This window comes from Pseudomonas sp. Marseille-P9899 (genome assembly GCF_903166565.1).
Taxonomy (GTDB): Bacteria; Pseudomonadota; Gammaproteobacteria; order Pseudomonadales; family Pseudomonadaceae; genus Aquipseudomonas; species Aquipseudomonas huaxiensis.
The window spans coordinates 1529057-1554149 of sequence record NZ_CAESCG010000001.1; the positions used below are offsets into that span (position 1 = coordinate 1529057).

The 25093-nt window shown below is 64.9% G+C and carries 13 protein-coding genes; 4 read left to right on the forward strand and 9 right to left on the reverse strand.

Annotated features, from left to right (window positions below; genetic code table 11):
- Positions 1–31: 31 nt before the first annotated feature.
- The 5 genes from HWV67_RS06730 to HWV67_RS06750 form a co-directional block, all read right to left on the reverse strand.
- On the reverse strand, positions 32–1684 hold the full coding sequence (locus tag HWV67_RS06730) for a DUF1302 domain-containing protein (RefSeq protein ID WP_175650484.1): 1653 nt from the start codon (positions 1682–1684) through the stop codon (positions 32–34).
- 99 nt (positions 1685–1783) lie between these two features.
- Positions 1784–3391, reverse strand: coding sequence for a FadD3 family acyl-CoA ligase (locus HWV67_RS06735; protein WP_175650986.1), 1608 nt, complete (start codon positions 3389–3391; stop codon positions 1784–1786).
- Between the two features lie 17 nt (positions 3392–3408).
- The gene (locus HWV67_RS06740; RefSeq protein WP_175650485.1) at positions 3409–4431 is read right to left on the reverse strand and encodes a ferredoxin--NADP reductase; all 1023 of its coding nucleotides are present in this window, start codon (positions 4429–4431) and stop codon (positions 3409–3411) included.
- Between the two features lie 65 nt (positions 4432–4496).
- Positions 4497–5684, reverse strand: a complete 1188-nt coding sequence (locus HWV67_RS06745; RefSeq protein ID WP_175650486.1) for an acyl-CoA dehydrogenase family protein — start codon at positions 5682–5684, stop codon at positions 4497–4499.
- Between the two features lie 633 nt (positions 5685–6317).
- The gene (locus HWV67_RS06750; protein WP_175650487.1) at positions 6318–6773 is read right to left on the reverse strand and encodes an REP-associated tyrosine transposase; all 456 of its coding nucleotides are present in this window, start codon (positions 6771–6773) and stop codon (positions 6318–6320) included.
- 173 nt (positions 6774–6946) lie between these two features.
- Between HWV67_RS06750 and HWV67_RS06755 the strand changes: the two genes are divergently transcribed.
- The 4 genes from HWV67_RS06755 (at position 6947) to dmpG (ending at position 10568) form a co-directional block, all read left to right on the forward strand.
- Complete coding sequence (locus HWV67_RS06755) at positions 6947–7720, forward strand: glucose 1-dehydrogenase (RefSeq protein WP_175650488.1); 774 nt, start codon at positions 6947–6949, stop codon at positions 7718–7720.
- Between the two features lie 77 nt (positions 7721–7797).
- Complete coding sequence (locus HWV67_RS06760; RefSeq protein WP_175650489.1) at positions 7798–8589, forward strand: fumarylacetoacetate hydrolase family protein; 792 nt, start codon at positions 7798–7800, stop codon at positions 8587–8589.
- A gap of 22 nt (positions 8590–8611) precedes the next feature.
- The gene (locus HWV67_RS06765) at positions 8612–9535 is read left to right on the forward strand and encodes an acetaldehyde dehydrogenase (acetylating) (protein WP_175650490.1); all 924 of its coding nucleotides are present in this window, start codon (positions 8612–8614) and stop codon (positions 9533–9535) included.
- Between the two features lie 10 nt (positions 9536–9545).
- Positions 9546–10568, forward strand: a complete 1023-nt coding sequence (dmpG, locus tag HWV67_RS06770; RefSeq protein ID WP_175650491.1) for a 4-hydroxy-2-oxovalerate aldolase — start codon at positions 9546–9548, stop codon at positions 10566–10568.
- A gap of 127 nt (positions 10569–10695) precedes the next feature.
- Here the strand turns inward: dmpG and HWV67_RS06775 are convergent, their stop codons facing one another.
- The 4 genes from HWV67_RS06775 to HWV67_RS06790 all read right to left on the reverse strand — a co-directional run bounded on the left by HWV67_RS06775 (position 10696) and on the right by HWV67_RS06790 (position 24964).
- A complete protein-coding gene (locus tag HWV67_RS06775) occupies positions 10696–21249 on the reverse strand; it encodes an autotransporter-associated beta strand repeat-containing protein (RefSeq protein WP_256680029.1) in 10554 nt (3517 codons plus the stop codon).
- Between the two features lie 246 nt (positions 21250–21495).
- Positions 21496–22323: an SDR family NAD(P)-dependent oxidoreductase gene (locus HWV67_RS06780; protein WP_175650492.1), complete on the reverse strand. Its 828-nt coding sequence runs from the start codon at positions 22321–22323 to the stop codon at positions 21496–21498.
- Between the two features lie 9 nt (positions 22324–22332).
- A complete protein-coding gene (locus HWV67_RS06785; protein ID WP_175650493.1) occupies positions 22333–23100 on the reverse strand; it encodes an SDR family oxidoreductase in 768 nt (255 codons plus the stop codon).
- A gap of 628 nt (positions 23101–23728) precedes the next feature.
- The gene (locus HWV67_RS06790) at positions 23729–24964 is read right to left on the reverse strand and encodes a helix-turn-helix transcriptional regulator (protein WP_175650494.1); all 1236 of its coding nucleotides are present in this window, start codon (positions 24962–24964) and stop codon (positions 23729–23731) included.
- Between the last annotated feature and the right edge of the window lie 129 nt (positions 24965–25093).

A 25093-nucleotide genomic window follows, 5' to 3' on the forward strand; every position in this document is an offset into this window, starting at 1 on the left:
CGGCCACGCCGCCAGGGCGTGGCCGATTGCCTCAGAAGGTGTATTTGGCGTTGAACGACAGGTAATCGCGGTCGGCCATCAGGCGGCCCTGGGCGATATCCGGCGAACTGAGGTAGGCCACGTAGGTCAAGCCGACCTGGAAGTTGCCCAGGTACTTGAAGTCGCCGCCCACGGTCAGGCGCTTCTCGTCGCGACCCAGGCCCTGGTAGGCGCTGCCGTCGACGTTCTGCGTCCACACCACTTTGGTGGTCAGGTCCAGGCCGTTGGCGATGGACGGGTAATCCATGTAGGCGCCGATCCCCAGCAGGGTCGAGCCGCGGGTCTGGGTGGCCGATTCGAAGTTGTCGTACACGCCGTCGACGCCCGGCCCACCGCCGGTGACGGTGAGCTTGTCGACGCCCTGGATGCGCTGGTGCACCACTTCACCCATGAAGGTGGTCTGCTGGGCGATGAAGCTCGGGCCGAGGATGTACGAGGCATTGAGGTTGCCCTGCCAGATCTGCCCGGTGGTCGGCGCGCCGTTGTCCAGGTACACCGAAGCACCGTCGCGGTAGCTGAGGTCGCCGGCGTACTGCACCGAGTCGCCGACCTTCGAACTGAAGCTGATGCCGGTCAGCTCGACGTCCTCGAAATAGCCCAGGCGATAGGCGGGCGCCGACTCCACGCCGCTGTGCCGCGCCAGGCGCTTGAGCGACGAGTACTCGGTGGTGCCGCTGAAGTCGAAGAACATCGAGCCGATCCGCTCGTGGTAGCGGTAGTGGAACAGCCCGATTTCGGTGTTCTCGGTGATCCGGTAGCGCACGCCCAGGCCCCACTGGCCGCTGTCACGCGGCTTGAGTTCGCCGGCGTAATTGACCCCGGTGAAGCTCTGGTCCGGCAGGTTGGCGATCACTCCGGGCGCAAGGCGGAAGAACTCGGCGCCAGGGCCGAAGGTATCGCTGCCGAAATAGTCACCCACCGGGTTGAGCTGGGTCTTTTCCCACTCGTACTGGTAGAAACCCACCAGCGCCAGGTCTTCGTTGAGCGACCAGGACGCCGAGACCTGCCCCACCGGCAGGTAGGAATCCTTGGCCTCGGTGCCCGGCACGTTGAACTTGGTAGCGTCGACCGGCGCCTGGCCCTGGCTGATGTTGGCCCAAAACAGGCTCTCGCCCCAGGCCACCAGATGGCGGCCGGCCTTGACCGACAGGTACTGGGTGTCGCCGATGTCGAAGTTGCCGTAGACGTAGGCGTCCAGCAGCCGCGCCTTGCTGCCGCTGAGGCGGCGGGTGTCGTCGCTGAAACCGTCGGCGCGGCCGATCTTGTTCACCGTGCCGGGCGAGTCGTTGTCGTTGCGGTTGTGGTAGACGTCGTCGTAGAAGTGGCTGCCGCGCAGCACCGCACCGAGGTTGTCGTGCTTGAGCATCAGCTCGCCGAACAGGCTGACGCGGTTGTTGATCAGCGCGCCGCGCTTGAAGTTGCGCGTGCCGTCATCGTTGTTGAGGTCGTTGAGGTACTCGTGGGCCGGCTTGCCGGTGCGCATCGAGGCGGTGTAGTTGACCGTCAGCGAGGTGTCGAGGGTGGTGTTGTCCCCCACTTCGAAGCTCGGGCCGGCGCTGGCCCCGCCACTGGCCAGGCCGACCGCCAGTGCCAACAGGCTGCGACGGCGCAAATCACGGGTGGCGATCCGGTTGTGCGAAGACATGCTCCTCTCCTTTCTTGTTGTTTTAGGCATACAAACCCTGGGCTTGCCGGCGCAGCCTGAAACAGGGCAGGCGCCGGCACATCGTCCGTTTGGTGAAAATCAGCCGTTGCCCACCAGCGCGCGCAGCTCGTTCTTCGCAACCTTGGCCGAGGCGTTGAGCGGCAGCGCCGGGAACAGCCGCACACTGCGCGGCACCTTGTAGTTGGCCATGCGCTCGCGGCTCCAGGCGATCAGCTCGCCCTCCTCCAGTTGCCGGCCTTCGCGCAGCACCACACAGGCGCAGCCGACCTCGCCCATGCGCGCATCGGGAATGCCGATGACCGCGACCTGGGCGATGGCCGGATGGGCGATCAGCGCCGCTTCGATTTCCGCCGGATAGCAGTTGAAGCCGCCGACGATGTACATGTCCTTGAGGCGATCGGTAATCACCAGATTGCCCCGCGAATCGAGCCGGCCGACGTCGCCCGTGTGCAGCCAACCCTCGGCATCGATCGCCTCGCGGGTGGCCTCGGGGTTCTCGAAATAGCCCTGCATCACGTGGAAACCGCGCAGGCAGATTTCCCCGGTGTCGCCTTGGGGCAACGCCTGGTTGTGCGGGTCGCGGATGCTCACTTCGGTGCCGGACAACGGCCGGCCGCTGGTGCCGGCGATGGTTTCGGCGCTGTCGCCGGGGTCACAGAGGGTCGCCAGGCCGCCGCATTCGGTCAGGCCGTAAGCGGTGGTCACCACACTGAAGCCCAGCTCGTTGCGCATCCGCTCGATCAGGCTCGGCGGAATGCTCGCCGAGCCGGTCACGGCGATGCGCAGGCTCGACAGATCAGTCTCGGCCAGGCGCGGATGAGCCAGCAGCGACAGGTACAGGGTCGGCGCCCCGGGCAGCACGCTGATGCGCTCGTTGGCGATGCGCTGGAACACCGCGTCGGCGTCGAACACCGCATGGGGCAGGATGGTCGCCCCGGCGATCAGGCACGTCAGCCAGCCGGCCTTGTAGCCGAAGGCGTGGAAGAACGGATTGACGATCAGGTAGCGATCCCCCGGCACCAGGCCGAGGACCTGCACATACTCGCCGAACGCCCGCAGGTTCTGGCCGTGGGCACTCATCACGCCCTTGGGCTTGCCGGTGGTGCCGGAGGTGAACAGCAAGTCGCACATGGCTTCCGGCCCGATCGACAGGGCGCGGCGCTCGGCGGTGAGTTTTTCGATGGTCAGGGCGCCGGTGAGGAACTGACTGAAGCCGAGGTCACGGACGTCCGTGGTGCGCTCGGCATCGAAGATCACCTGATGCTCCAGGCTGGCAGGGCGATGGGGCGCCAGCAGCGCGGTGTAGTCGACGTCGAGGAACTGCCGCTGCACGAACAGCACGCGGCAGCCGCTGCGCGCGAGAATGTCGGCGGCCTCGGCGCCCTTCATGCGGGTATTGACCGGCACCAGCACCGCGCCGGCGCAATGAATGCCCAGCGCCGCGAGGATCCACTGGCGGCTGTTCGGCGCCCACAGGCCGATGCGGTCACCGGCCTGGATGCCCAGGGCCATCAAGCCACGGGTGATGGTCATGACCTGCTCCGGCAGGTCGGCATAGTCCAGGCACTGACCGTCTTCTTCGATGGCGCTGTGCCCGGCGAAGCGGCGCGCGCTGTCGAACAGCATCCGGGCAATGCTGGTGGGCGCCGCCAGCGCGGGCGCGGGGCAATTCTGGCTCGGGTTCATCATCGACTCGCTCATCATCATTCGGGGAAGCGGATACGCAATTGCGCGGTGGTGGGCACGGCCTGGCAGGCGAGAATCCAGCCTTCGGCCAACTCGTCCTGGTCCAGCGCATCGTTGTGCAACAGGTCGACCGCGCCGCTTTCCAGGGTGCACATGCACGACGCGCAACCGCCGACGCGGCAGGCGCTGGGCGGGTTGAGGCCGGCGCGCTGCATGGCGTCGAGCACGGTTTCGCCGCTGTCGCAGGGCACGGCGTAGTCCTCGCCATCGAGGCGCACCGCCAGTTGCGCGGCCACCGCCGCCTCGCTCACCAGCACGGGCAACGCTTCGCCCTCGCCAGGCAGCGAGACGAAGCGCTCGACATGCACCCGGCCATTGGGCATGCCGAGGCTTTTCAGCGCGGCGACTGCGGCATCCATAAAGGGCGCCGGGCCGCAGATAAAGGCGTGCGCGTCGATAAACGGGCGGGCCAGTTCGGCCAGTTGCGCCGTGGCTGGTACGCCCTGCACCGAGTCCAGCCAATGGACGATTTGCAGGCGTTGCGGATGGGCGTTGGCGAGAAAGCGCAGCTCATCGCGGAAGATCACCGACTGTTCGTCGCGGTTGGCGTAGATCAGCAGGATCCTGCCGGTGCCGGCGAGCAGAGCCGAACGCAGGATCGACAGCACCGGCGTCACCCCGCTGCCGCCGCCGAACAGCAGCAGGTCGGTGTCCAGCGAGCGCGGCACGAACACCCCGGCCGGTGGCAGCACTTCCAGGCTCTGGCCTTCCTGTAGTTCCTCGCACAGCCAGTTGGAGGCGCGGCCCTCGCGCACGCGCTTGACCGTCACCCGCAGCGGCTCGTCCAGCAACGGTGTGCTCGACAGCGAATAGCAGCGCGGCAGCCAGCCGCCTTCGAACGGCACCCGCAGGGTCAGGAACTGCCCCGGTTGATAACGAAAACGCTCGGCCAGGTGCTCGGGGATGTCGAACACCAGCGAGCGGGCGTCGACCGTTTCCTCGATCACCCGCGCCACGCGCAAGGTCAGATAATCATTCATGGTTCAGGTACTCCGTGCGACCTGCCTGTGCGGCACAGGCAGGCGGACGCGCGATGGGATGGGCCTCAGACGAACGGGTCCGGGTTGGGCAGGCCCAGTTGCACCGCGCCGAAGCTGCGCCCGTAGGCCATGAAGTTGTTGGCGATGTGGCCGCGGGCCTGATGCAGATCGCGGAACAGCCGTGCCACCGGGTTGCTGTTGTACAGCCCGGATGCAGCCATGCTGCGCAGCAGGTCGTTGACCCGGTCGGCGCAGACGTTGGTCACGTAGGACGACTGATAGCGGTACAGCAGGCGGGTTTCGGTGTCCGGGTACTCGCCGGCGCAGGCCAGGCTCATCAGGTGGTCGTAGTTGCGCTCCAGCACCAGCTTGAGCGCGTCGACGGTGATGACCGCCTCGGCCACCGCGATTTGCGCCACCGGATCGTCCGCAGTGCGCGCGCCGTGCTTGCCGGTGTGCGCAGCGGCATTGGCGCGGAACTCGTTGATCGCCCCTTGCAGCGCACCGATGGCCGAGGTCGACACGGCGCGGGAGAACACCTGGGCGAAGGGAATGGCGTAGATCGGGTTGGTGTTGACCAGCCGGCCCGGCGTGGCCTCGATACGCCAGTTGTTGGTGCGCTGCACGCGGTGCGCCGGGACGAACACGTCTTCGACGACGATGTCGTGGCTGCCGGTGCCGCGCAGGCCCAGCACGTCCCAGTTGCGCTCAATCAGGTAGTCCTCGCGCGGCAGCAGGAAGGTGCCGTGCTCGCTGGCGAAATCGCCGTCGGCGGGGAGAATGCCGCCGAGGAACACCCACTGGCAGTGCTCGCTGCCGCTGGAGAAGCCCCAGCGTCCGCTGATGCGATAGCCGCCCTCCACCACCGTGACCTTGGCCGCCGGCATGTAGGTGGAAGAAATCAGCGCGCCGTGGTCATTGGCCCAGACCTCGCGCTGCGCCTCGACCGGGTAGCGCGCCAGTTGCCAGGGGTGCACGCCCATCACACCGTAGATCCAGGCGGTGGACATGCAGCCTTCGGCGAGGATCATCTGGATTTCGAAAAAGGTCCGCGGGTCGACCTCATAGCCGCCGAACGCACGGGGTTGCAGTGCCCGCAACAGACCTGCGGCTTGCAGCTCGATGATGCTCTCGTCCGGCACCCGCAGATCGCGCTCGGCTTGTGCAGCGCGTTCCTTGAGCAACGGCACCAGGCGTCGTGCCCGCTCGATCAGCTCGATTTCTTCTTCATTCTTGTCACGCATGCTGTACATCGCTCGACTCTCCCGATCTGGTTGCGCCCTTGCGCAAGCTGAGGGAGATGATCGGATTCGCGGGCGGGGTCGTTCATCGTCAAAGCGGACTAGGGCTTTTGGTAACACGCGCGCGGCGAGGGATTTTGGCGCTTTTGAGATCGAGCGCCGCATGCGCGGCGCATCGCGAGCAAGCTCGCTCCTACCCCAACCCCTACCGCCGCCTGTAGGAGCGAGCTTGCTCGCGATGGCCCCACAACCACACTGCGTCCCAATGCAGACAATCACCCAACGCTGCACAAGCCGGCCCTCAGAGGAATCGTCCTCCCGGCGCAACAAAGGGATTTCAGCGTTCTTTAGATCGAGCGCCGCCTGCGCGGCGCATCGCGAGCAAGCTCGCTCCTACCCCAACCCCCAACCCTAACTCCTACCTGTAGGAGCGAGCTTGCTCGCGATGGCCCCACAACCACACCGCATCCCAATGCGGACAATCACCTAACCGTTGCGCAAGCCCGACCTCCCGACGCAACAGAGGGATTTCAGCGTTCTTTAGATCGAGCGCCGCCTGCGCGGCGCATCGCGAGCAAGCTCGCTACTACCCCAACCCCCAACCCCTACTCCCAACCTGTAGGAGCGAGCTTGCTCGCGATGGCCCTACAACCACACTGCATCCCAATGCGGATAATCACCCAAGCGCTGCACAAGCCCGGCCCTCAAAGGATTGGCCACGATGTACCGCGCAACCTCGAGAATGTCGTCCTCCCGGCGCAACGCCCGATCATGAAAGCCCGGCTGCCACAGCCGGCCCTGTCGCCCGCATGCCGCGTTGACGCTGCGCGCACTACGAGACTTGAAGCGCTGCATCAGCGTGTCAAGACTCGCCTGCCGCAGCTCCATCAACCAGTGAATATGGTCAGGCATCACGACCCAAGCCAACGAATTCGCCAGCCCCTCATCCTGCACTTGCCGAAACTGTCCAACTACCAGTCTCGCCAGGCACATCTCCCGAAAAATCGGGACCCTGTCCGCAACCGTAGTGGTCAGAAGATACAAACGCCCCTGCTCGGAAAAACGGCCATGGCGCAAACGCTTGTTGTGTGGACGATCCATATCAGCCTCCTGCAATAGAGACCTCAACCTAGTGCACCGTCGGATCAGCGGCCGAGCATCAGTGGTTCCACATATTTCACTCCATCCCGCTAGTCCATTGAGACGATGCCCCCAAATCCCCGCCCCAGCCATAGTCCCTTCCATCATCCAAACCACAGGAGAAAGGACAGCCCATGACTATCCTCAAGCGATTCCAACTGGACGGTAGCGTCGCCATTGTCACCGGCAGTGGCCGTGGAATCGGCCGCGCGATTGCCCTGGCCTATGCCGAGGCCGGCGCCGATGTGGTCTGTTCGGCCCGTTCGCTGGCCGATGTGGAGGCGGTTGCCGCCGAGGTCCGCGGCCTCGGTCGGCGCGCCCTGGCCATCGCCTGCGATGTCAACGACAGCGAACAACGTCAGGCCCTGGTCCGCCAGAGCCACGAGCAACTGGGCCGCATCACCCACCTGGTGAACAACGTCGGCGGCGGCGGGCCGAACGATCCACTGCAATTGAGCCCGGAGCAGTTCGACGAGATCCTGCGCTTCAACGTTTCCACCGCCTACGCCTTCTGCCAGCTCTGTGTGCCGCTGATGCGCGAGGCCGGTTGCGGCAACATCATCAACGTCAGTTCGGTGGCCGCGCGCTATTCGCAGCGTCACTTCAGCGCCTACGGCAGCGCCAAGGCCGCCCTCAGCCACCTGACCCGCCTGCTGGCCCAGGATTTCGCCCCGCACGTGCGGGTCAACGCCGTGGCGCCGGGCCCGACCCTGACCGACGCCCTCGCCGGGGTGATGCCCGCCGCCATGCGCCAGACCATGGAAGCCAATACCCCGCTCAAATGCCTGGGCACCCCCGAGGACATCGCCGCCGCCGCGCTGTACCTGGCGAGCCCAGCCTCGGCCTGGGTCACCGGCAAGATCATCGATGTCGATGGCGGCGCCGATTCCAGCGTCTGGGCCGGCTGACCCCGCTTCCCCCTTTTGGCCGGCACTCTCAACCCGTTGGGGCCGGCCTTTTTTCTTCCATCAGAAAGAGCCCCGTCATGGACGCCCATTTGATCGATGCCCTCGGCGCCGAGCTGTTCCACGCCCTGCGCAGCCGCAAGACCCTCGCGCCGCTCAGCGAGCGCTTTCCGGAAATCAGCCTGGATGACGCCTACCGCATTTCCCTGCGTTTCCTGCAACGCCGCGAAGCCCTCGGCGAGCGCGTGGTGGGCAAGAAAATCGGGGTTACCAGCCGCGCCGTGCAAGAGATGCTCGACGTGCACCAGCCCGATTTCGGTTTCCTCACCGACGCCATGCAAGTGGCCGATGGCAGCGATGTCAGCCTGGCCCGCTACAACCTCATCCAGCCGCGGGCCGAGGGTGAAATCGCCTTTGTCCTCGCCGAGGACCTGCAAGGCCCCGGCATCAGCGCCGAAGACGTGCTGGCCGCCAGCGAAGCGGTGATGCCCTGCTTCGAGATCGTCGATTCACGCATCGACAACTGGAAGATCCGCATCCAGGACACCGTGGCCGACAACGCCTCTTGCGGCGTGTTCGCCCTCGGCACCCAACGCGTCGACCCGCGCGAGCTGGACCTGGCCCGGGTGGAAATGCACCTGCTGAAAAACGGCGAGCCCGCCGGCAGCGGCTTCGGTTCGGCGGTCCAGGGCCATCCCTGCGCGGCCGTGGCCTGGCTGGCCAACACCCTGGGCGAACTGGGCATTCCGTTTCGCCGTGGCGAAATCATTCTTTCCGGCGCCCTGGCGCCGCTGGTGCCGGTCGTTGCCGGTGATCGCATCAGCCTTTCCATGAGCGGGCTGGGCCAGTCCAGCCTGCGCTTCATACCTTGAGCACCCTGGGGAGCCACAGACGATGAGCAAGAAAATCAGATGCGCGCTGATCGGGCCGGGCAATATCGGCACCGACCTGCTGTACAAACTCAAACGCAGCGAGGTGCTGGAACCGGTGTGGATGGTCGGCATCGACGCTACCTCCGAAGGCCTGGCACGCGCCCGCGAACTGGGCCTGAAAACCACCGCCGACGGCGTCGACGGGCTGCTGCCGCACGTACTCGACGACAACATCCAGATCGCCTTCGACGCCACCTCGGCCTATGTTCACGCCGAGAACAGCCGCAAGCTGAATGCGCTGGGCGTGCTGATGATCGACCTGACGCCCGCAGCGATCGGCCCGTACTGCGTGCCGCCGGTCAACCTCAAGGCCAACCTCGGCCTGGGCGCGATGAACGTCAATATGGTCACCTGCGGCGGCCAGGCCACCATCCCGCTGGTGGCGGCGGTGTCCGGCGTGCAGCCGGTGGCGTATGCCGAGATCATCGCCACTGCAGCCTCGAAATCGGTGGGCCCCGGGACGCGCAAGAACATCGACGAATTCACCCGCACCACCTCCAGCGCCATCGAGAAAGTCGGCGGCGCGAAAAAGGGCAAGGCGATCATCATCATCAACCCGGCCGAGCCGCCGCTGATCATGCGCGACACCGTGCACTGCCTGACCGAAGACGAGCCTGACCAGGACGCCATCCGCGCGGCCATCGACGCGATGATCGCCCAGGTACAGCGCTATGTGCCGGGCTACAAGCTGGTCAACGGACCGGTGTTCGACGGCAACCGGGTCTCGGTGTTCATGGAGGTCGAGGGCCTGGGCGACTACCTGCCCAAGTACGCCGGCAACCTCGACATCATGACCGCCGCCGCTGCCCGCACCGCCGAGATGTACGCCGACGCCATCCTCAAGGGCGAGCTGCAATTGCACCCCGTCCAACCCGCCCACGCCTAAGGAGAACACCATGGACCTTCGCGGCAAACGCATCACCGTCCACGACATGTGCCTGCGTGACGGCATGCACCCCAAGCGTCACCAGATCAGCCTGCAACAGATGAAAGACATCGCCTGCGGCCTCGATGCCGCCGGCATCCCGCTGATCGAAGTCACCCACGGCGACGGCCTTGGCGGCAGCTCGGTGAACTACGGTTTCCCGGCCCACAGCGACGAAGCTTACCTGTCGGCGGTGATCCCGCTGATGAAGCAGACGAAAGTCTCCGCCCTGCTGCTGCCGGGCATCGGCACCGTCGATCACCTGAAGATGGCTCATGAACTGGGGGTGTCCACCCTGCGCGTGGCGACCCACTGCACCGAGGCCGATGTCAGCGAACAGCACATCGCCCACGCCCGCAAGCTGGGCCTGGACACGGTCGGGTTCCTGATGATGGCCCACATGAACAGCCCCGAGGGCCTGGCAAAACAGGGCAAGTTGATGGAGAGCTACGGTGCCAACTGCATCTACCTCACCGACTCGGCGGGCTACCTGCTGCCCGAGGACGTCGGCATCCGCGTGGCCACCCTGCGGGCTGCGTTGAAGCCGGAGACCGAGATCGGTTTCCACGGCCACCACAACCTGTCGATGGGCGTGTCCAACTCGATTGCCGCCATCGCCGCTGGCGCCACCCGTATCGATGCCGCCTGCGCCGGGCTTGGCGCCGGTGCCGGCAATACGCCGATGGAAGTGTTGGTAGCGGTGTGTGAACGAATGGGGATCGAAACCGGCGTCAACCTGTTCCAGATTCAGGATGTGGCCGAAGACCTGGTGGTGCCGATCATGGATTTCCCGATCCGCAGCGACCGCGATGCCCTGACCATGGGCTTTGCCGGGGTGTACGGGTCGTTCCTGTTGTTTGCCAAGCGTGCCGAGAAGAAATACGGCGTGTCGGCGCGGGAAATTCTCGTGGAGATGGGCCGGCGCGGGATGGTCGGCGGGCAGGAGGACATGATTGAAGATACCGCGATGACGCTGGCGCGACAGCGCGGTTGATGGTTCTTTTGGGCCTGCTTTGCAGGCCTTCGCGAGCAAGCTCGCTCCCACACGCCATCCTCTGTGGGAGCGAGCTCGTCGGGGCGCCGAACCGTCGCGAAGGGCCGCAAAGCGGCCCCCAAACAACTCAGAACCCGAGACTGAAGCTAACAGTCACCGCATGATCCCGGTTATCACTGGCCAACTGACCCGAATAACCGACACCCAGCTTGCCCGCCGCCCCAACACTCACATCCAGCCCCGCCTCGATCACCGCTGCATCTTTCGCCAGCGGTACACCTTGAGCGCTGAACGCCGCGCCACCATCGACAAAGCGCAGGTCCGCGTCCGGCTGGGTATCACCAAACGCATGGCGCCAGCCGAGGCTGCCGCGTGGCGTCAGGGTGGTACCGTTGCCCAGCACGAACTGCTTGCCGGCACGCAGGCCAACGGTGGTGAAGGTCGCGTCCTGTTTCGAACTGGCCTCCAGCGCACCCGCCCCGCCTTTCTCGCGACCGGTGTCGCTGTCGTAGTTGACGTAGGCGATGCCGGCGAACGGTTCCAGCGCCACGCCTGCGGCTTCAATGGTGTAACCCACTTCGCCGAACACCTGCGCACTGCCCGCCTTGTACTTGGCTTTCAGCTCTTCGTTGTAGCTGCCGACGGCGACATGACGTTTGGTTTCGATGTCGTGCCAGCTATAACCGGCGCCCATACGTGCAGCGAAGGCATCAAGCTGGTAGCTCAGGTACGTCGCCAGGTGGTAGCTGTCGACCGACGCATCGGAACTGCGCTTATTGGCATCGAGGCTGGTCTTGGTGTAGCCCGCCGCGATACCCGCACGCCATTCGTCGTTGAGGTTGTTGTCGAAGCCAAGCATGAAGCCGGACAGGTCACGATCGACACTGGCCACACCGCTGCCGCCGTCATGCGTGGCCCAGCCGCCCAGCGCGGTGATCCAACCCACGCCCTGACCCTGGCAACCGCTACTGGTGCTCTGCAGGCCGCTGGTCGGAGCGAGCACGCTGCGCGGATCGCCATTGCCGCAATCGCCTTGGCGCATGCGGTCGTTGACGGTGTTGCGCAGGTAGCGGGAATCCTCCAGCAGTACGCTGGCGGTGCTGGCGTGGATCTCGCCGGACAGGCTGTCGAACGCCGCCTGCGCCGAGGCACGGTCCATGCTGGTGATTGCGCTTTTCAGGCTGGCCGGTGCGGCTGCCGAAGCCAGGGCAGCGGCGACGTCACGCTGGTTGTCGCTCACGGCCACATCGGCGAAGGCCACGCCATTACGCGCGACCGACAGGCTGACGTCGTTGCTGCCGTAGACCAGGCTGGTGTCGATGAACGCCAGGTTCGAGTTCACACCCAGGCTTGCGGTGTTGTCCTTGTCGAACTTGCCGGTGATGCCGCCGTCGGCGGTCAGCAAGGTGTAGGTGGTGTCGCCGGCGTACGGTGCTACTGCGAACACGTTCAGCTCACCGGCCAGGTTGGCGGTGCCGCCCACGGCCAGGTAGCTGGTCGGCAGCGGGGTCAGGTTGATGTTCAAGGCACCATCGCTGGCGTTGGTGAAGTCGCCGGTGACAGTCAGGTTGCCATTGGCACCCGGCTGCACGGTGCCGTGGTTGACTACGCTGTTGACGGTGCCGGTACCGGTGAGGCCGGCACCGCTGTTGACGGTGATATCGGCCGCCAGGGTGTCGCCGACCGGTGCGGCAAACAGCGCCATGCGGGCAAACGAAGCGAACGACGCGACCACTGGAGCCGGCTCTTCCTCGGCGGTCTCACCGACCTGCAACACGCCGCCCTCGACAGTGAAGGTGCCGCTGAAATCGTTGTAACCGGTGAACAGCAAGTTGCCGGCGCCGCGCTTGATCGCGTTGCCGGTACCGCTGAGGGTGCCGCCGAAACTACCGTTGACCTCCTGCAGGAAGATCAGGCTGGCGTCGTTGACGATCGAGCCTTGCAGGCTGGTGGTGTTGCCTTGAAGGGTACCGGCACTGATCAGGGTGCCGCCGCTGTAGGTGTTGGCGCCGTTCAGCACCACGGTGCCGCCGTCGAGTTTCTGGATGCCGCCCTCGCCCACGATGGCCGCGTCAATCACCGCCGTTGCGCTATTGGCGACGCGCAATGCTGCGAGGGTACCGTCCGCCGCGTTGACCGCTTCGAGGGAATCGCCAGTGCCGCCCACCAGCTTGTAGCCGTTGGCCAGGAACTGGATACCCGAGAACACGCGCTGACCGGAAACCGTGACCGTGCCCGCCTGCCCGCCGAAGACCGCGAACTGGCCGCTGCTCCAGTCGTTGGCGTTCTTGCCGGTGGAGTTGGTCCAGTTGGTGTCCGCGCCCCAGGTGCCGCTGCCGCCGCTGACGGTGCCGTCGGCATTGGTTTTGGAACCGTTCCAGAACACCAGGTTGCCGTCGGCTTCACCGACCACCAGGTTGACCTGGTTGGCAATGCTGGTTTGCACCTCGAGTTGCGAGGTGAGGATGTCAGTCGGCAGGCTACCGAAGCTCAGACCGTTGTTGGTCAGGCTGCCGCCGTAGCTGAACAACTGGTACACACCGACGCCGAAGCCGCCACCGTTGCTGATGTTGAGCAGGCCGTCGAGGGTCAGGTCGCCGTTGACCTTCACCAGCGTGGTCGCACTGTTCGGCGCGCCCAGGGTGAAGTTCAGGTTGCTGGCAGAAGCCAGCGACAGGCCACCGACCGTCAGCGGCGCGGTAGCGCTGGCGACATTCAGGTTGGCACCGTCGGCCAGGCTGACCTGGCCGGACAAGGTACCGCTGCCGGCCAGGCTGGCGCCGTTGGCGATCTGCACGTTGGCGCTGGCGAAGGTACCGTTGACGGTGAGGCCGCCCGCGTTGACCGAGGTGTTGCCGGTGTAGGTGCTGGTGCCGGTCAGCAGAAGCTGGCCGTTGCCGTTCTTGATCAGCGCGCCGTTGCCGCTGAGCACACCGCTCAAGGTCAGGTCGTGGCTGCCCGCGAGGGTCAGTTGCTGCGAAACGGCAATGTTGTTGCTCACTTGCAGATTGGCGCTGGTGTCCAGGCTGGTGTTGCCGAGGATGCTCAGCGCGCCAGAGCCCAGCGCGGCGTTGTGACCGAGGGTCAGGCTGCCGGCGTTGAGCAGGGTTCCGCCGCTGTAGGTGTTGTTGCCGCTCAGGGTCAGGTTGGCAGCGCCGTTCTTCGCCAGAGCGCCGGTACCGCTGATAGTGCCGGTAAGGCCAAGGTCGTTGCTGCCGGCGAGGATCAGGCCACCGTCCACTGTCACGGCATTGCCGAGGGTAACAGCGCGGTTGCTGTCCAGCGTGGTCAGGTTGTCGGTGGTCAGCGTGCCGCTGCCCAACGCGGCGTTGCTGCCCACGACCAAGGTACCGCCGCTGAGCTGAGTACCGCCGCTGTAGCTGTTGTTGCCGTTCAGCACGAGAGTGCCGGATTCCAGTTTGTTCAGCTTGCCGCTGCCGATCAGGCTCACATCGAGCGTAGCGGTGTTGCCGCTGCCGACACGCACGCCGGCATAACCCGCGCCGCTGTTGACCAGATCCAGCTCACCCGCAGCACCCGCCACCAGGCGGTAGCCATCGGTCAGGAACTGCAGGCCGGTGGTGCTCTGAGTGTCTTCGACGCTGACCGTGCCGGTGTTGCCCTGGAACACGGCGAAGCCGTTGTTCCAGCCCTGGTTGAAGTTGCCGCTGGCGTTGGTCCAGTTGCTACCCGTTGCACCCCAGGTGCCGTTGCCACCATCGATGGCACCGACTCCGCTACCGGTGCCGTCCCAGAACAGCACATTACCCGCCGCCGCACCGACCACCAGGTTGACCTGGCTGCCGACGCTGGTCTGCACGTCCAGATCACCCGCTACCAGACCGCCCGGAAGCGTGCCGAGGGTCAGCCCCTTATCGGTGAGGGTGCCGGTGTAGTCGATCAGGCGGTACACGCCCAGACCGAAGCCGCCCACGTCGGTGACGTTGAGCTTGCCGTCCAGCACCAGGTTGCCATTGACCTTGAGCAGACCCGAGGCACCCGGTACCGCAGCACCCAGCAAGGCGTCGAGGTTGGAATCGTCGTTGAGGGTCAGGTTGCCGGTGGTCAGGGTTTTGCCGCTGTTGACGACCACATGGCCGCCATCGGCGATGGTCACCGCGCCGTCGATGGTGCCGCTACCGTCGAGGGTAGTACCGCTGGCGACGGTCAGCGAAGAGGTGCCGAGCACGCCGTGCGCGGTAACGGACAGGCTGCCCTCGGTCAGGGTCGTGGCACCGCTGATGTTGCTGACGCGCGACAGGATCAGGCCGCCGCTACCGACTTTGTTCAGGCTGCCGGTACCGGTGATGGCGCCGTTATAGCTGCCACCGATCAGGGTCAGCACGCTGTTGTTTTCCAGTGCGATGGAGCCCTGCCCGCTGAGCAGGCCCACGGCGCTGTCGACCGCGACGCCGAGGGTGCCGTCGGTGCTGATGTCGATCGCTGGATTGCCGGTGCTGTTGCTGCCGGCCAGATTGAGGCGACCATCGTTGATGCGGTAGGTACCGCTGAAATCATTGCTGCCCGTCAGGTCCACGGTACCGGGGCCTTGCTTGATCAAGGTGCCGTTGCCGCTGATGCGTCCGGTCAGGGCGAGCGGGTCGATGTTGCCCAGGGTCAGGCTGCTGGCCAACTGGATGCGGTTCTTCAGCTCCGAGATACCAGCAGCGAGCACGGTGCTGGTGCCGTTGACCGCCAGCACACTGCTGCCCAACGCCTTGTTATGGCCCAGCACCAGGGTGCCGCTGTTGAGTTCGGTGTTGCCCTGGAAGCTGTTGTTACCATCGAGCCTCAGCACGTTGGCGCCGTTCTTGATCAGCCCGCCATTGCCGTTGATCTGCCCGGTCAGGGTCAGGTCATTGTTGCCGGCCAGGGTCAGGTCGCCATCGAGGATCACTGTGTTGCCCGCGCTGACGGGGGTGTTGCTGTCCAGCGTGGTACCCGCGCTGACGCGCAGGCTGCCGGTGCCCAGTGCAGCGTTGTTGCCCAGCACCAGGGTGCCCGTGGTCAGGCGCGTGCCGCCGCTGTAGGTATTGGTGCCATTGAGCACCAGCGTGCCGCTGTCGACCTTGTTCAACACACCACTGCCGCCGAGGCTTACGTCCAGCGTCGCGGTCGCGCCGTTGTCGACGCGCAGCGTGCTGTAGCCACTGGTGCCGTTGACCAGTTGCAGCGAATCCGCACCGCCGCCCACCAGTTGATAGCCGTCGGTGATGAACTGCAGGCCGGTAACGCTTTGGGTGCCATCCACGACCACTGTGCCGGCCGAGCCCTGGAACACCGCGAACGAACTGTTCCAGGCGCCGTTGAGCCCGGCGTTGATGGTGGTCCAGTTGCTGTTGGTGCTGCTCCAGGTGCCGTTGCCGCCTTCGACGGTGCCGTTGCCGGTCAGCTCGCTACCATCCCAGAAGCGGATGTAGTCGGGGCCGCCCGCCACCAGGTTGATCTGGTTGGCGACGCTGGTCTGCACTTCCAGCTCGTTGGTCGGGACGCCTGTTGGCAGTACGCCGAGTTCCAGGCCGTTGTCGATCAGCGCACCGTTGTAGTCGAACAGGCGGTAGACGCCGATGCCGAAGCCACCGACGTCGGTGATATTCAGCTTGCCGTCCAGGGTCAGGTTGCCGCTGACGTTTGCCAGGCCCGCCGCGCCCGCCGTGGCGGAGCCCAAGGCGACATCGAGGTTGGAGAGGTCATTCAATACCAGCGAGCCGAGGGTCAGTACCGAACTGCTGGCCAGACTCAGGTGGCCGCCGTTGGCGACGGTCACTGCGCCACCCAGGGTGCCGCTGCCGGTCAGGGATGCACCGTTCTCGACCGAAACACTGCCGTTACCCAGGCTGCCGTTGACCCGCAGGATGCCACCGGCAACGGTGGTTGCCCCGGCCAGCGAGCTGTTGCCGCTGAGTTGCAGTGTGCCGCTGCTGTTTTTGTAGAGGTCGCCGTTTCCGCTCAGCGCGCCGCTGAAGGTGCCCTCATCAACCCGGAATTCGCCGGCATCGAGTTGCACATTACCCGCGCCGTTGAGCTGGCCGGTGGCCGCACCTGCGGCCAATTGCAGGGTGGCGCCGGACGCAACATTGATTGCGCTCGGCTCGCCCAGGGTGATCGCGGTGTTGCTGATCAGGCGACCGCCGTTGACGTTGTAGACGCCGTAGAAACCGTCGCCGCCATTAAGGGTCAAGGTGCCGCTGCCAGCCTTGGTCAGGCTGCCCATGCCGGTGATGGAGCCGTCCAGGGTCAGGTTGTTGCTGCCCTGCACGGTGAGGGCGCCACTGATGGTGACGTCGTTGCCCACGGTCAGGGCGCTGCTGCTTTCCAGCGCGCCGGTGCCGTTCACATCCAGCCGGCTGAGGCCCAGTGCCTGGGCATTACCCAGCACCAGCGTGCCGGCATTGAGGGTGGTAGGGCTCTGGTAGAGGTTGGCACCGCTCAGGGTCAGCTTGCCGGTACCGTCCTTGACCAGGCCCGAAGCACCGGAGATCACGCCCGAAAGGGTCAGTTCGTTGCCGCCGTTGATCGTCAGTTCGCCACCGAGGCTGACGTCATTGTTGACGGTAATGTCCGTTATCGCCTGCAAGGCCGACACGCCACCGACCACCAGGTTGGTGTTGCCCAGCGAATTGTTGTTGGCAAGGCGCAACGTGCCCTGGTTCAACGTGACGCTGCCATTGAGCGTGCTGGCCTTCATCAGGGTCAGCGCACTGACGCCGTTCTTGATCAGGTTACCGGTGCCGGACACGGTGCCATCAAGCGTCAGGCCCTGGGTGCCGACGAACGTCAGGTTACCGGTGATCGCCACGTTGTTACCGATCAGCAGGCTCGTCAGGTTGCTGTCGAGCGTGGTGTTGTTGGCCGTATTCAAAGTGCCCGCACCCAGCGCGTTGCTGCGGCCCAGCACGAGGCCACCGGCGTTGAGCGAGGTATTGCCCAGTTGCGCGTTGTTGCCATTCAGCACCAGGCTGCCGGCACCGACCTTGACCAGGCCACCGGCGCCGCTGACGACACCGTTCAGGCTCAGGGTGCCGGAGCTGACATCGACGGTGGACGCACCGGCGAGGACGACGTTGTTGGCCAGTTGCAGCGCGGACAGGTTGCTGCTCAGGGTGGTACCGGAGGCAAGGCTCAGGGCGCCATTGCCCAAAGCGTTGTTATCACGGACCAACAGCGTGCCCGCAGTCAGCGCGGTGCCACCTGCGTAGCTGTTGCTACGGGTCAGGACCAGTGTCCCGGCACCGCTTTTCTCCAGCTTGCCGGTACCGGCCAAGGGGGTATCAAGTGTCGCGGTCAAGCCGCTGTCGACCGTCACCACCACCGAGCCGCCCGAACTGTTGACCAGGCTCAGGCCATTGGTCGCATCGGCGTACAGCACGTAGCCATCGCTCTTGAAGCGCAACGCGCTGATGGTCTGGGTACCCTGGATGGCCACGGTGCCCGAACCATTCTGGAAGACCGCCGAAACGCCTTTCCAGACATCGTTGGTGTTGCCGCTGGCGTTGGTCCAGTTGGTGTTGCCCGCATTCCAGACACCGCCGCCGCCATCGATGCTGCCGTTGGCGCCCGAGGCGATGCCATCCCAGTACTGGGTGGCCAGGCTCATGGAGTTGACGATGACGTTGATCCCGCCGCTGACATATTGCAGCAGCAGCTCGCCCGGCAGGAAGTCGGTCGGCATCGACGCGATCGTGGCCGTAGGTGCCAGCAGCCCCGACTGGTGAGTGACCAGGCGGTAGGTGCCGTTGGCGATGTCCGCAAGATCGGTGAAATTGAACGAGGTGGTGCCCATGGTTGCAGCACCGCCGATGTTGAGCATCGGGGTCAGCGAAGGCGTGCCGAGTGCAACGTCGACAATGCTGCCGTTGCTCAGGCTCAGGCTGCTGGCCGTCAGGGTGCCTCCCGAGGCGAGCACCAGGTGACCGCCAGAGTTGACGGTCAGGTTGCTGAGCACGGTGCCGCTGCCTGCCAGGCTGGCGCCGTTGACTACGGTCACCCCGGCGCTGTTCAGGCTGGCACCCGAGCCGAGCGTCAGGCGCCCGGCGCTGACGCTGGTGACACCGCCGATAACGCTGGTGCCGGTGAGGGTCAGGTTGCCGGTGCCGATCTTCTGTAGCGTGCCGGCGCCCGATAGGGCGCCGCCGAAGGTGGAGCTGCTGTTGAGGCTGCCGACCCTCAGGATGCCGCCGTCGCCGATTACCAGGCTGCCAGTGCCGCTGAGAGCGTCGATGGTTTCGCTGCCTGCCAGGCTGACGGTGCCGTTGCTGCCGATATTCACGCTCGGATTGGTGCCCAGGCTGCCCGGAATCATTGAGGCGAGCTGGCCCTTGACCACATCGAACAGGCCGCTGAAGGAGTTCGGCGATATCGCCATCAGCGACAAGTCTGCGGTGCCATCCTTGACCAGCGTTCCGCTGCCGGACAGCACGCCCTGCAGCGCGTAGGCCTGGTTGGCGACCAGTTGCAAGCTTGCGCCCGAATTGATGGCGACCGGCTGGAGGTTGGTCTGCTGCATCTCGACCACCAGGCTGCTGTTGCCGGTGACCGTCAGGCCGCCGTTGCCCAGCACACCCGCGATGAGCAGTGTCACGGAACCTGCATTGAGCTCGATCCCGCCCGTAAAGCTGTTGTTCCCGCCCAGAATGAGATTGCCGTTGCCGGTCTTGATCAGCTTGTTGCTTGAGCTCCCGGTGATGTTACCGAGCAGGCGCAGATCGTTGTTGCCGCCCACGGTCAGGGTGCTGTTAAGCGCAACATCTTTGAGGAAGGTGACAAATTGGTTGCTGGTCAGGGTCGAGGCCCCGGTTACCGTCAAGTTGCCGGAGCCGATTGCGCTGTTGCTGCCGAGCGTCAGCGTACCGGCGCTCAACGTGGTGCCGCCGCCGTAGGTGTTGGCGCTGGTCAGGACCAGCGTGCCCGAGCCGTCCTTGTTGAGCACGGCGCTGGCGCCCTGGATCGTGCCGTTCAGGGTCAGCGTGCTGCTGCCACCGAAATTCACGGTGCCAGTCATGAGAATGCTGTTGTTCAGGATCGAGGTAGCCACGGAGTTGATCCGGGTACCGTTTGCCGCGGCCACGCTGCCAACGCCCAGCGCCTGGTTGCTGCCGATCCCCAGGGTGCCGGCCGTCAGCGTTGTGCCGCCGCTGTAGGTATTGCTGCGCGTCAGCACCAACGTGCCCGAGCCATCCTTGTTAAGCAGGGCACCACTGCCCTGGACCAACCCGCTCAGGGTCAGTGAGCTGGTGCCGCCGAAATTCACGGTCCCCGCCAGGTTGAAGGTGTTGCTCAGGGTCGAGGTGGCTGCGGAGTCGATCCGGGTACCGGTCGCTGCGGTGACACTGCCGGTACCCAGCGCCTGGTTGCTGCCGATGATGAGCGAGCCGCCATTGAGCATGGTGCCGGCAATGTAAGTACTAACGCCGTTCAGGCGCAGCGACGAAGTACCGGTCTTGACCAGCTGGGAATTGATCTCCCCGTCGATTGTGCCCGAGAGGGTGAACGCGGTGGTGTTGCTGCTGAACGTCAGGCCGCCGGCGGCGATGTCGTACGAATAACCCAGGTAGAAATTGTTGGCGAAGTTCATCGTCGCCGCAGAACTGGCGATCGTACCGCCATAGCCGCCGATAAGGCCGGTACCGATAAAGCCGCTGTTGTCGGTTTGCAGCGTGCCACCCTGCAGGACGGCCATGACGCCGTCGGTCAGAGCGCCTTGCACAGTCCAGGTCCCACCGAGGAGATTCAGGAAGCCGAAATTGACGTAGGAGCTCAGGTTTATGTTGCCGACGCCCGTATTGGTACCCGTGCCGCCGTTCAGGGTGTTCTGCAGGTACAGCGTATTGTCGCCGCCGGCCCCGCCATCGACGATGCCGGTGGCGGCGAACTGCAGGCCATTGATCGACAGCGCCGCGCCGCTGCCGCCGCCGCTGACGACTGACGAGCCGGTTATTGCCCTGAACTCATTGTTGCCACCACCCTGGCCCAACGACACGCCGCCGGTAATGGTGCCCTGGTTAATAAAGATGTTGCCCTCGCCCGAACTTTCGAAGGCAATCCGCCCGGTGATGGTGCCGGTGTTGGTGAACGTCACCTGGCTACCGCCGTAGACCCCGATCACTGGCAGGTCGGGCTCGGTTTCTGTAGCGCCAGAGAGCAGGATCGACAGGATCCGGCCGTAGTTGTTGATGTTCGTGCGCCCGCCAGAGCCATTGTTGATGTCCAGCGCCGCACCGGTGAGGTTGGTCATGCCGATGCCGAGGAAGCCGCTGTAACCGACGATCTGGCCGTTGTTGCCGGTACCTGAGTTGTTGGTGATCGTCAGGTTCGAGGCGGTGGGGCTGGTTATCTTGACCGGCGACATGCGGACAGGTGGCGGTCCGTAGTAGCCCGGGTCGATGTTGCCGTTGTTGATGAAGGTGTTGTTGATACCCGTAATGGCCAGCGTCGGGAAGGTAATGTCGTTCCTCGTCAACAGTGCGCCGATGCCGACCGTTACCGTCAGCGAGTTGGCGTTCAGCGCTACGTCCAGGCTGGTGCCCGTGCAGTTCACCGCCGCGTTATCGGCGGGTGCGCCGGGTGTACACGCGGCGAAAACAGGGTCGATGCCGGTGAAGGCGCCGAACATGGCCAGGCTGACAGCCAGCGACAAGCGGGTACGGGCCGTGCGAGGTACTGCAGTTCTACGTCTGTCCACAACAACTCCTAGTGTGGATCAGGCGACTCATCCCTGACGGCGCAGCAGGGCTACGCTAGCAATTGACGGGCCCGACCTTGGCGAGATGAAACATTTTTTATTGATGGCACTTTAACAGCTACCGCTCAATAGAAAAATTTGCGTGCAAGGTTTCTCAAGCACCACGTCTGCGCCGCGTCTGCCACGGGGCTCAGCCTGGGGTGGGCGCGAGTTCTCTCGCCCCCACACTGAGCCTGAAAGTCCGACTCAGCCGGCAAACAACCCAAGCTTCCTGGCAAACGGCTGGGCCGCGAGGGTCTGGCGCTGATACTGGCTGGCCTCTTCATGAGTGGCGAGCCACAACATCACCGCCGCCGGCACTTCCGGCGGCGCACTGCCGGCGCGCAGGGCAATCACACCCTTCTCGCCGATAGTGGCTTTCAGCGCATCGGTGGTCACCACTCCGGGGTTGACGGTGTAGGCGCGAACCCCGGCATCACCCAGCTCCACCGCAACGATCCCCGACAACCGCGACACCGCCGCCTTGCCCGCGCCATAGGCATAGCCCCAGCCGCCCTTCCCGGCCGCAACCGGCGGATCGCTTTCGCCGGCGCCGGAAGTGACGTTGATCACCACGCCATCGCCCTGCTCCGCCATCACCTGGGCCACGGCGCGGGTCAACAGGAAAGGCGTGAGAATGTAGCCCTTGAACATCCTCTCCAGCGTCTCGGGCTGCAATGCCATGAAACCGGCATTGAGGTCGCTGCCCTGGTAGATCGCGTTATTGATCAGCACGTCGATGCGGCCGTATTCGGCGAGCACCGCTTTGCACGCAGCCAGTGCCGAGTCACTGTCGAGCAGGTCCATCGGCACCACCAGCGCCTTGCGGCCGAGCGCACGGATGGCTTCGGCGGTGCCGTTGAGGCTGCCCGGCAGCGGCGCGCCGCTGGCATCGCGCAAGGCGTGCGGGTGCTGCTCGCCTTCGTCCAGAGTGCGGGCGCTGATCGCCAGGTCAAAGCCGGCCCGGGCGAACGCCAGCGCCGCCGCGCGGCCGATACCGCGGCTGGCGCCGGTGATGAATGCAACCTTGTTCATGTGTTTTCCTCAGACCCGCTGCGGCCGGACCATGGCGTCCATGCCGCCGTCGATGTACATCACGCTGCCGTGGATAAAGCTCGCCTGTTGCGACTGCAGAAAAGCGATCAGCGCTGCGATTTCCTCGGGATGACCGTTGCGCCCCAGCGGCGCGACAAACGCACGTACCGCATCGCCAAAGCGCGGGTCGTTTCGCGAAGCGTCGTGCAACGGGGTTTCCACCGCGCCGGGCGCGACCACGTTGAGGCGAATGCCCTTGGCTCCCCAGGCCGCCGCCAGGCGCCGGGCGTGGTGGGTGATCGCATATTTGGAGCAGGCGTAGGCCACCTGCGGTTCGCCCAGGGTGTTGGCGATGTCCAGCGCCCGGGCCTCGTCGTTGTCGAGCATGGCCAGGGTCATGGGTTCCTGCTCGGCGCCGGGACGGATCGCCGCCACCGAGCCGATCACCAGCGCCGCCGGGTTGCTGCCCTTGGCCAACGCACCTTCAAGACCGCCGAGCAGTTGGCTGACGCCGAAATGGTTGACCGCCACGATCAACCCGCAGGACGGCGCGGTGACACCGATACCGGCGCAGCAGACCAGGCCATCGAGGACGCCGTCGCTGAGTTCGAGAACCTGCGCGGTGGCCGCATCGCGGCCTTCGCGGGTGGACAGGTCGGCAATGACCTCGGCGTTGCCGCGGTCGATACCGATGACGCGGTGGCCGGCGGCGCGCAAGGCCGTGGCAACGGCGGCGCCGATGCCGGAGGCAGAGCCGGTGATGGCGGTTGTGGGCATTGGAATCTCCATGAGTTGGGCGTTGATCCTTCGCGAGCAAGCTCGCTCCTACAGAAGCAGAAACACCGCAATCCCCGTAGGAGCGAGCTTGCTCGCGAAGGGCTGCACAGCAGCCCCATGATCAGCAGCAACCCGATCGAAAACATCGTCCGAGAAGACTAAAAACACACTACAAACAAAAGCCCAGCTGGACGAGGCTGGGCTTTTGCATGGGGCCGGAAAGGGACAGAGGCTGCCCTTTTCTATTCCGTCTTTTCGTCGCCTTGAGATCTCATACGGTCAAGAAGGGCTTGCATCTCTTTCAGTTGTTCCGCCTGGGTAGGCACTTCAATAAGGCCTCCCGGGATAGTCCCATCTGAGTGGTACACAGCTACGCGAGGCAAAGCGGCCAATCGGCTTTTAACCGCGTCTGTCACCGCGTTCAATTCCGCGACCTTGGTGAGTTGGGACACTTTCAGAACAATGTCATCTACGCCGGCCATATCGGTTCACCTCGAAAAGAAGGGGCGGCAAGCTGCCTGCCCGTTGCCCCCATTCTTTGCGTGCCGCACCTGTTGCACACCTGACATAACTGATAGTTGTTAAGACCGTTTTGGCCTAACGCTTATTCACAACACGCATGAGCCCTTCACGCCCGCCGCGCCATCGGCACCGCCAGTTGCGGCGGAGGAACCTTCAGTTTGCCGGGGGCCTTCAGTGGCATTTTCGGTTTGCCCAACGCCACCACGCTGTTGAGCAGGATCCGCACCAGCTCGGTCTGCCGGCGCACGCCGGTCTTGGAGAAGATCGAACGCAAGTGCGCCCGCGCGGTGTTGCGGCGGATGTTCAGTTCCTCGGCGGCCTCTTCCAGTGACAGGCCGTTGGCCAGTTCCATGGCCAGCGCGGTCTCGGCCTTGGTCAGGTTGAACAGTTGCTTGGTCACCAATTCGCTTGCCAGCGACTTGCTGGCGGCATCGCGGATGTACACCAGCGCCGCCGGCTTGCCCTTGCCCTCCGCCCAGTCCAGCGACGGAATCGGTTCCACCACCAGCCCCAGGTTGACCAGCCCGGACGGCCGGGTCACCGACATGGCCTCGGCGCTTTTCGGTGCATCCTGAGAAAACGCCGCGCGGATCAAGCGTTGCAACTCGCGGTTGTCGCTGGGATAGGTGGCTTCCAGGCGCCCGCCGACCAGTTTAAGGCCATCGGCCTGGGCCAGCAGGTCATGGGCCACCGGGTTGACCCGCAGCACGCTGCCACTCTCGTCCAGCACCAGGGTCGCCACCGACAGGCGACTGATGGCCTGGGCGTACAGGTCGCTGAGGGATTCGCTGCGGTCGAGCAGGTTGTGCATTTGCATGCCGCGACGCAGGTGCGGCAGGAACATCGCGCACAGCGCCCGGTCGTCGCGGGAGAAGGCCGGCGCCCGTTTGGGCCGGGTGATGCGCAGGCGCAGTTTGCCGCCATCGGCGGTGGAGATATCGGCGCCCATGACGTGGTAGACATCCTGGGGCCCGCAGAACATCTTGAAGTACGCCGATTGCTCCCACTGGCTGCTGGTGAGCACATCATCCACGGTGAAGACGTAGTCCAGCGGCTGGTTGGTGAAGGGCGTCTGGGTTTGCGGGTAGGTCATGTAGCTGACTTCGCCCGCGCCTTCGATATCGCCGACGATGATCATCAGGCCCATGTCAGGCTGGTCTGGCACCCTCAGGATCAGGGTCACGTAGTTGGCACCGTAAAGGTCGCGGAAGCTGGTCAGGGCGCGGGCCATCTGCCGGGGGTTGATGGCGCCGTCGTAGACTTCGCTCACCAGCCGGTCGTAACCGGCAAGATCCAGACCGAGCTTGCTCAGGCCATCCGGGGTCAGCACAGGGTTCTCCACAGTCTTCTCCTCGCTCGGGTAAGGCTGGGCCTTCCCTTCTTATTGTTATGAGTTCGACTCGGGGGCCATCAGCCCCCTCGAAGTGCACGTCGCGTTGCAGTCTCGCTATCTCCCGGAGCGCCCACAATA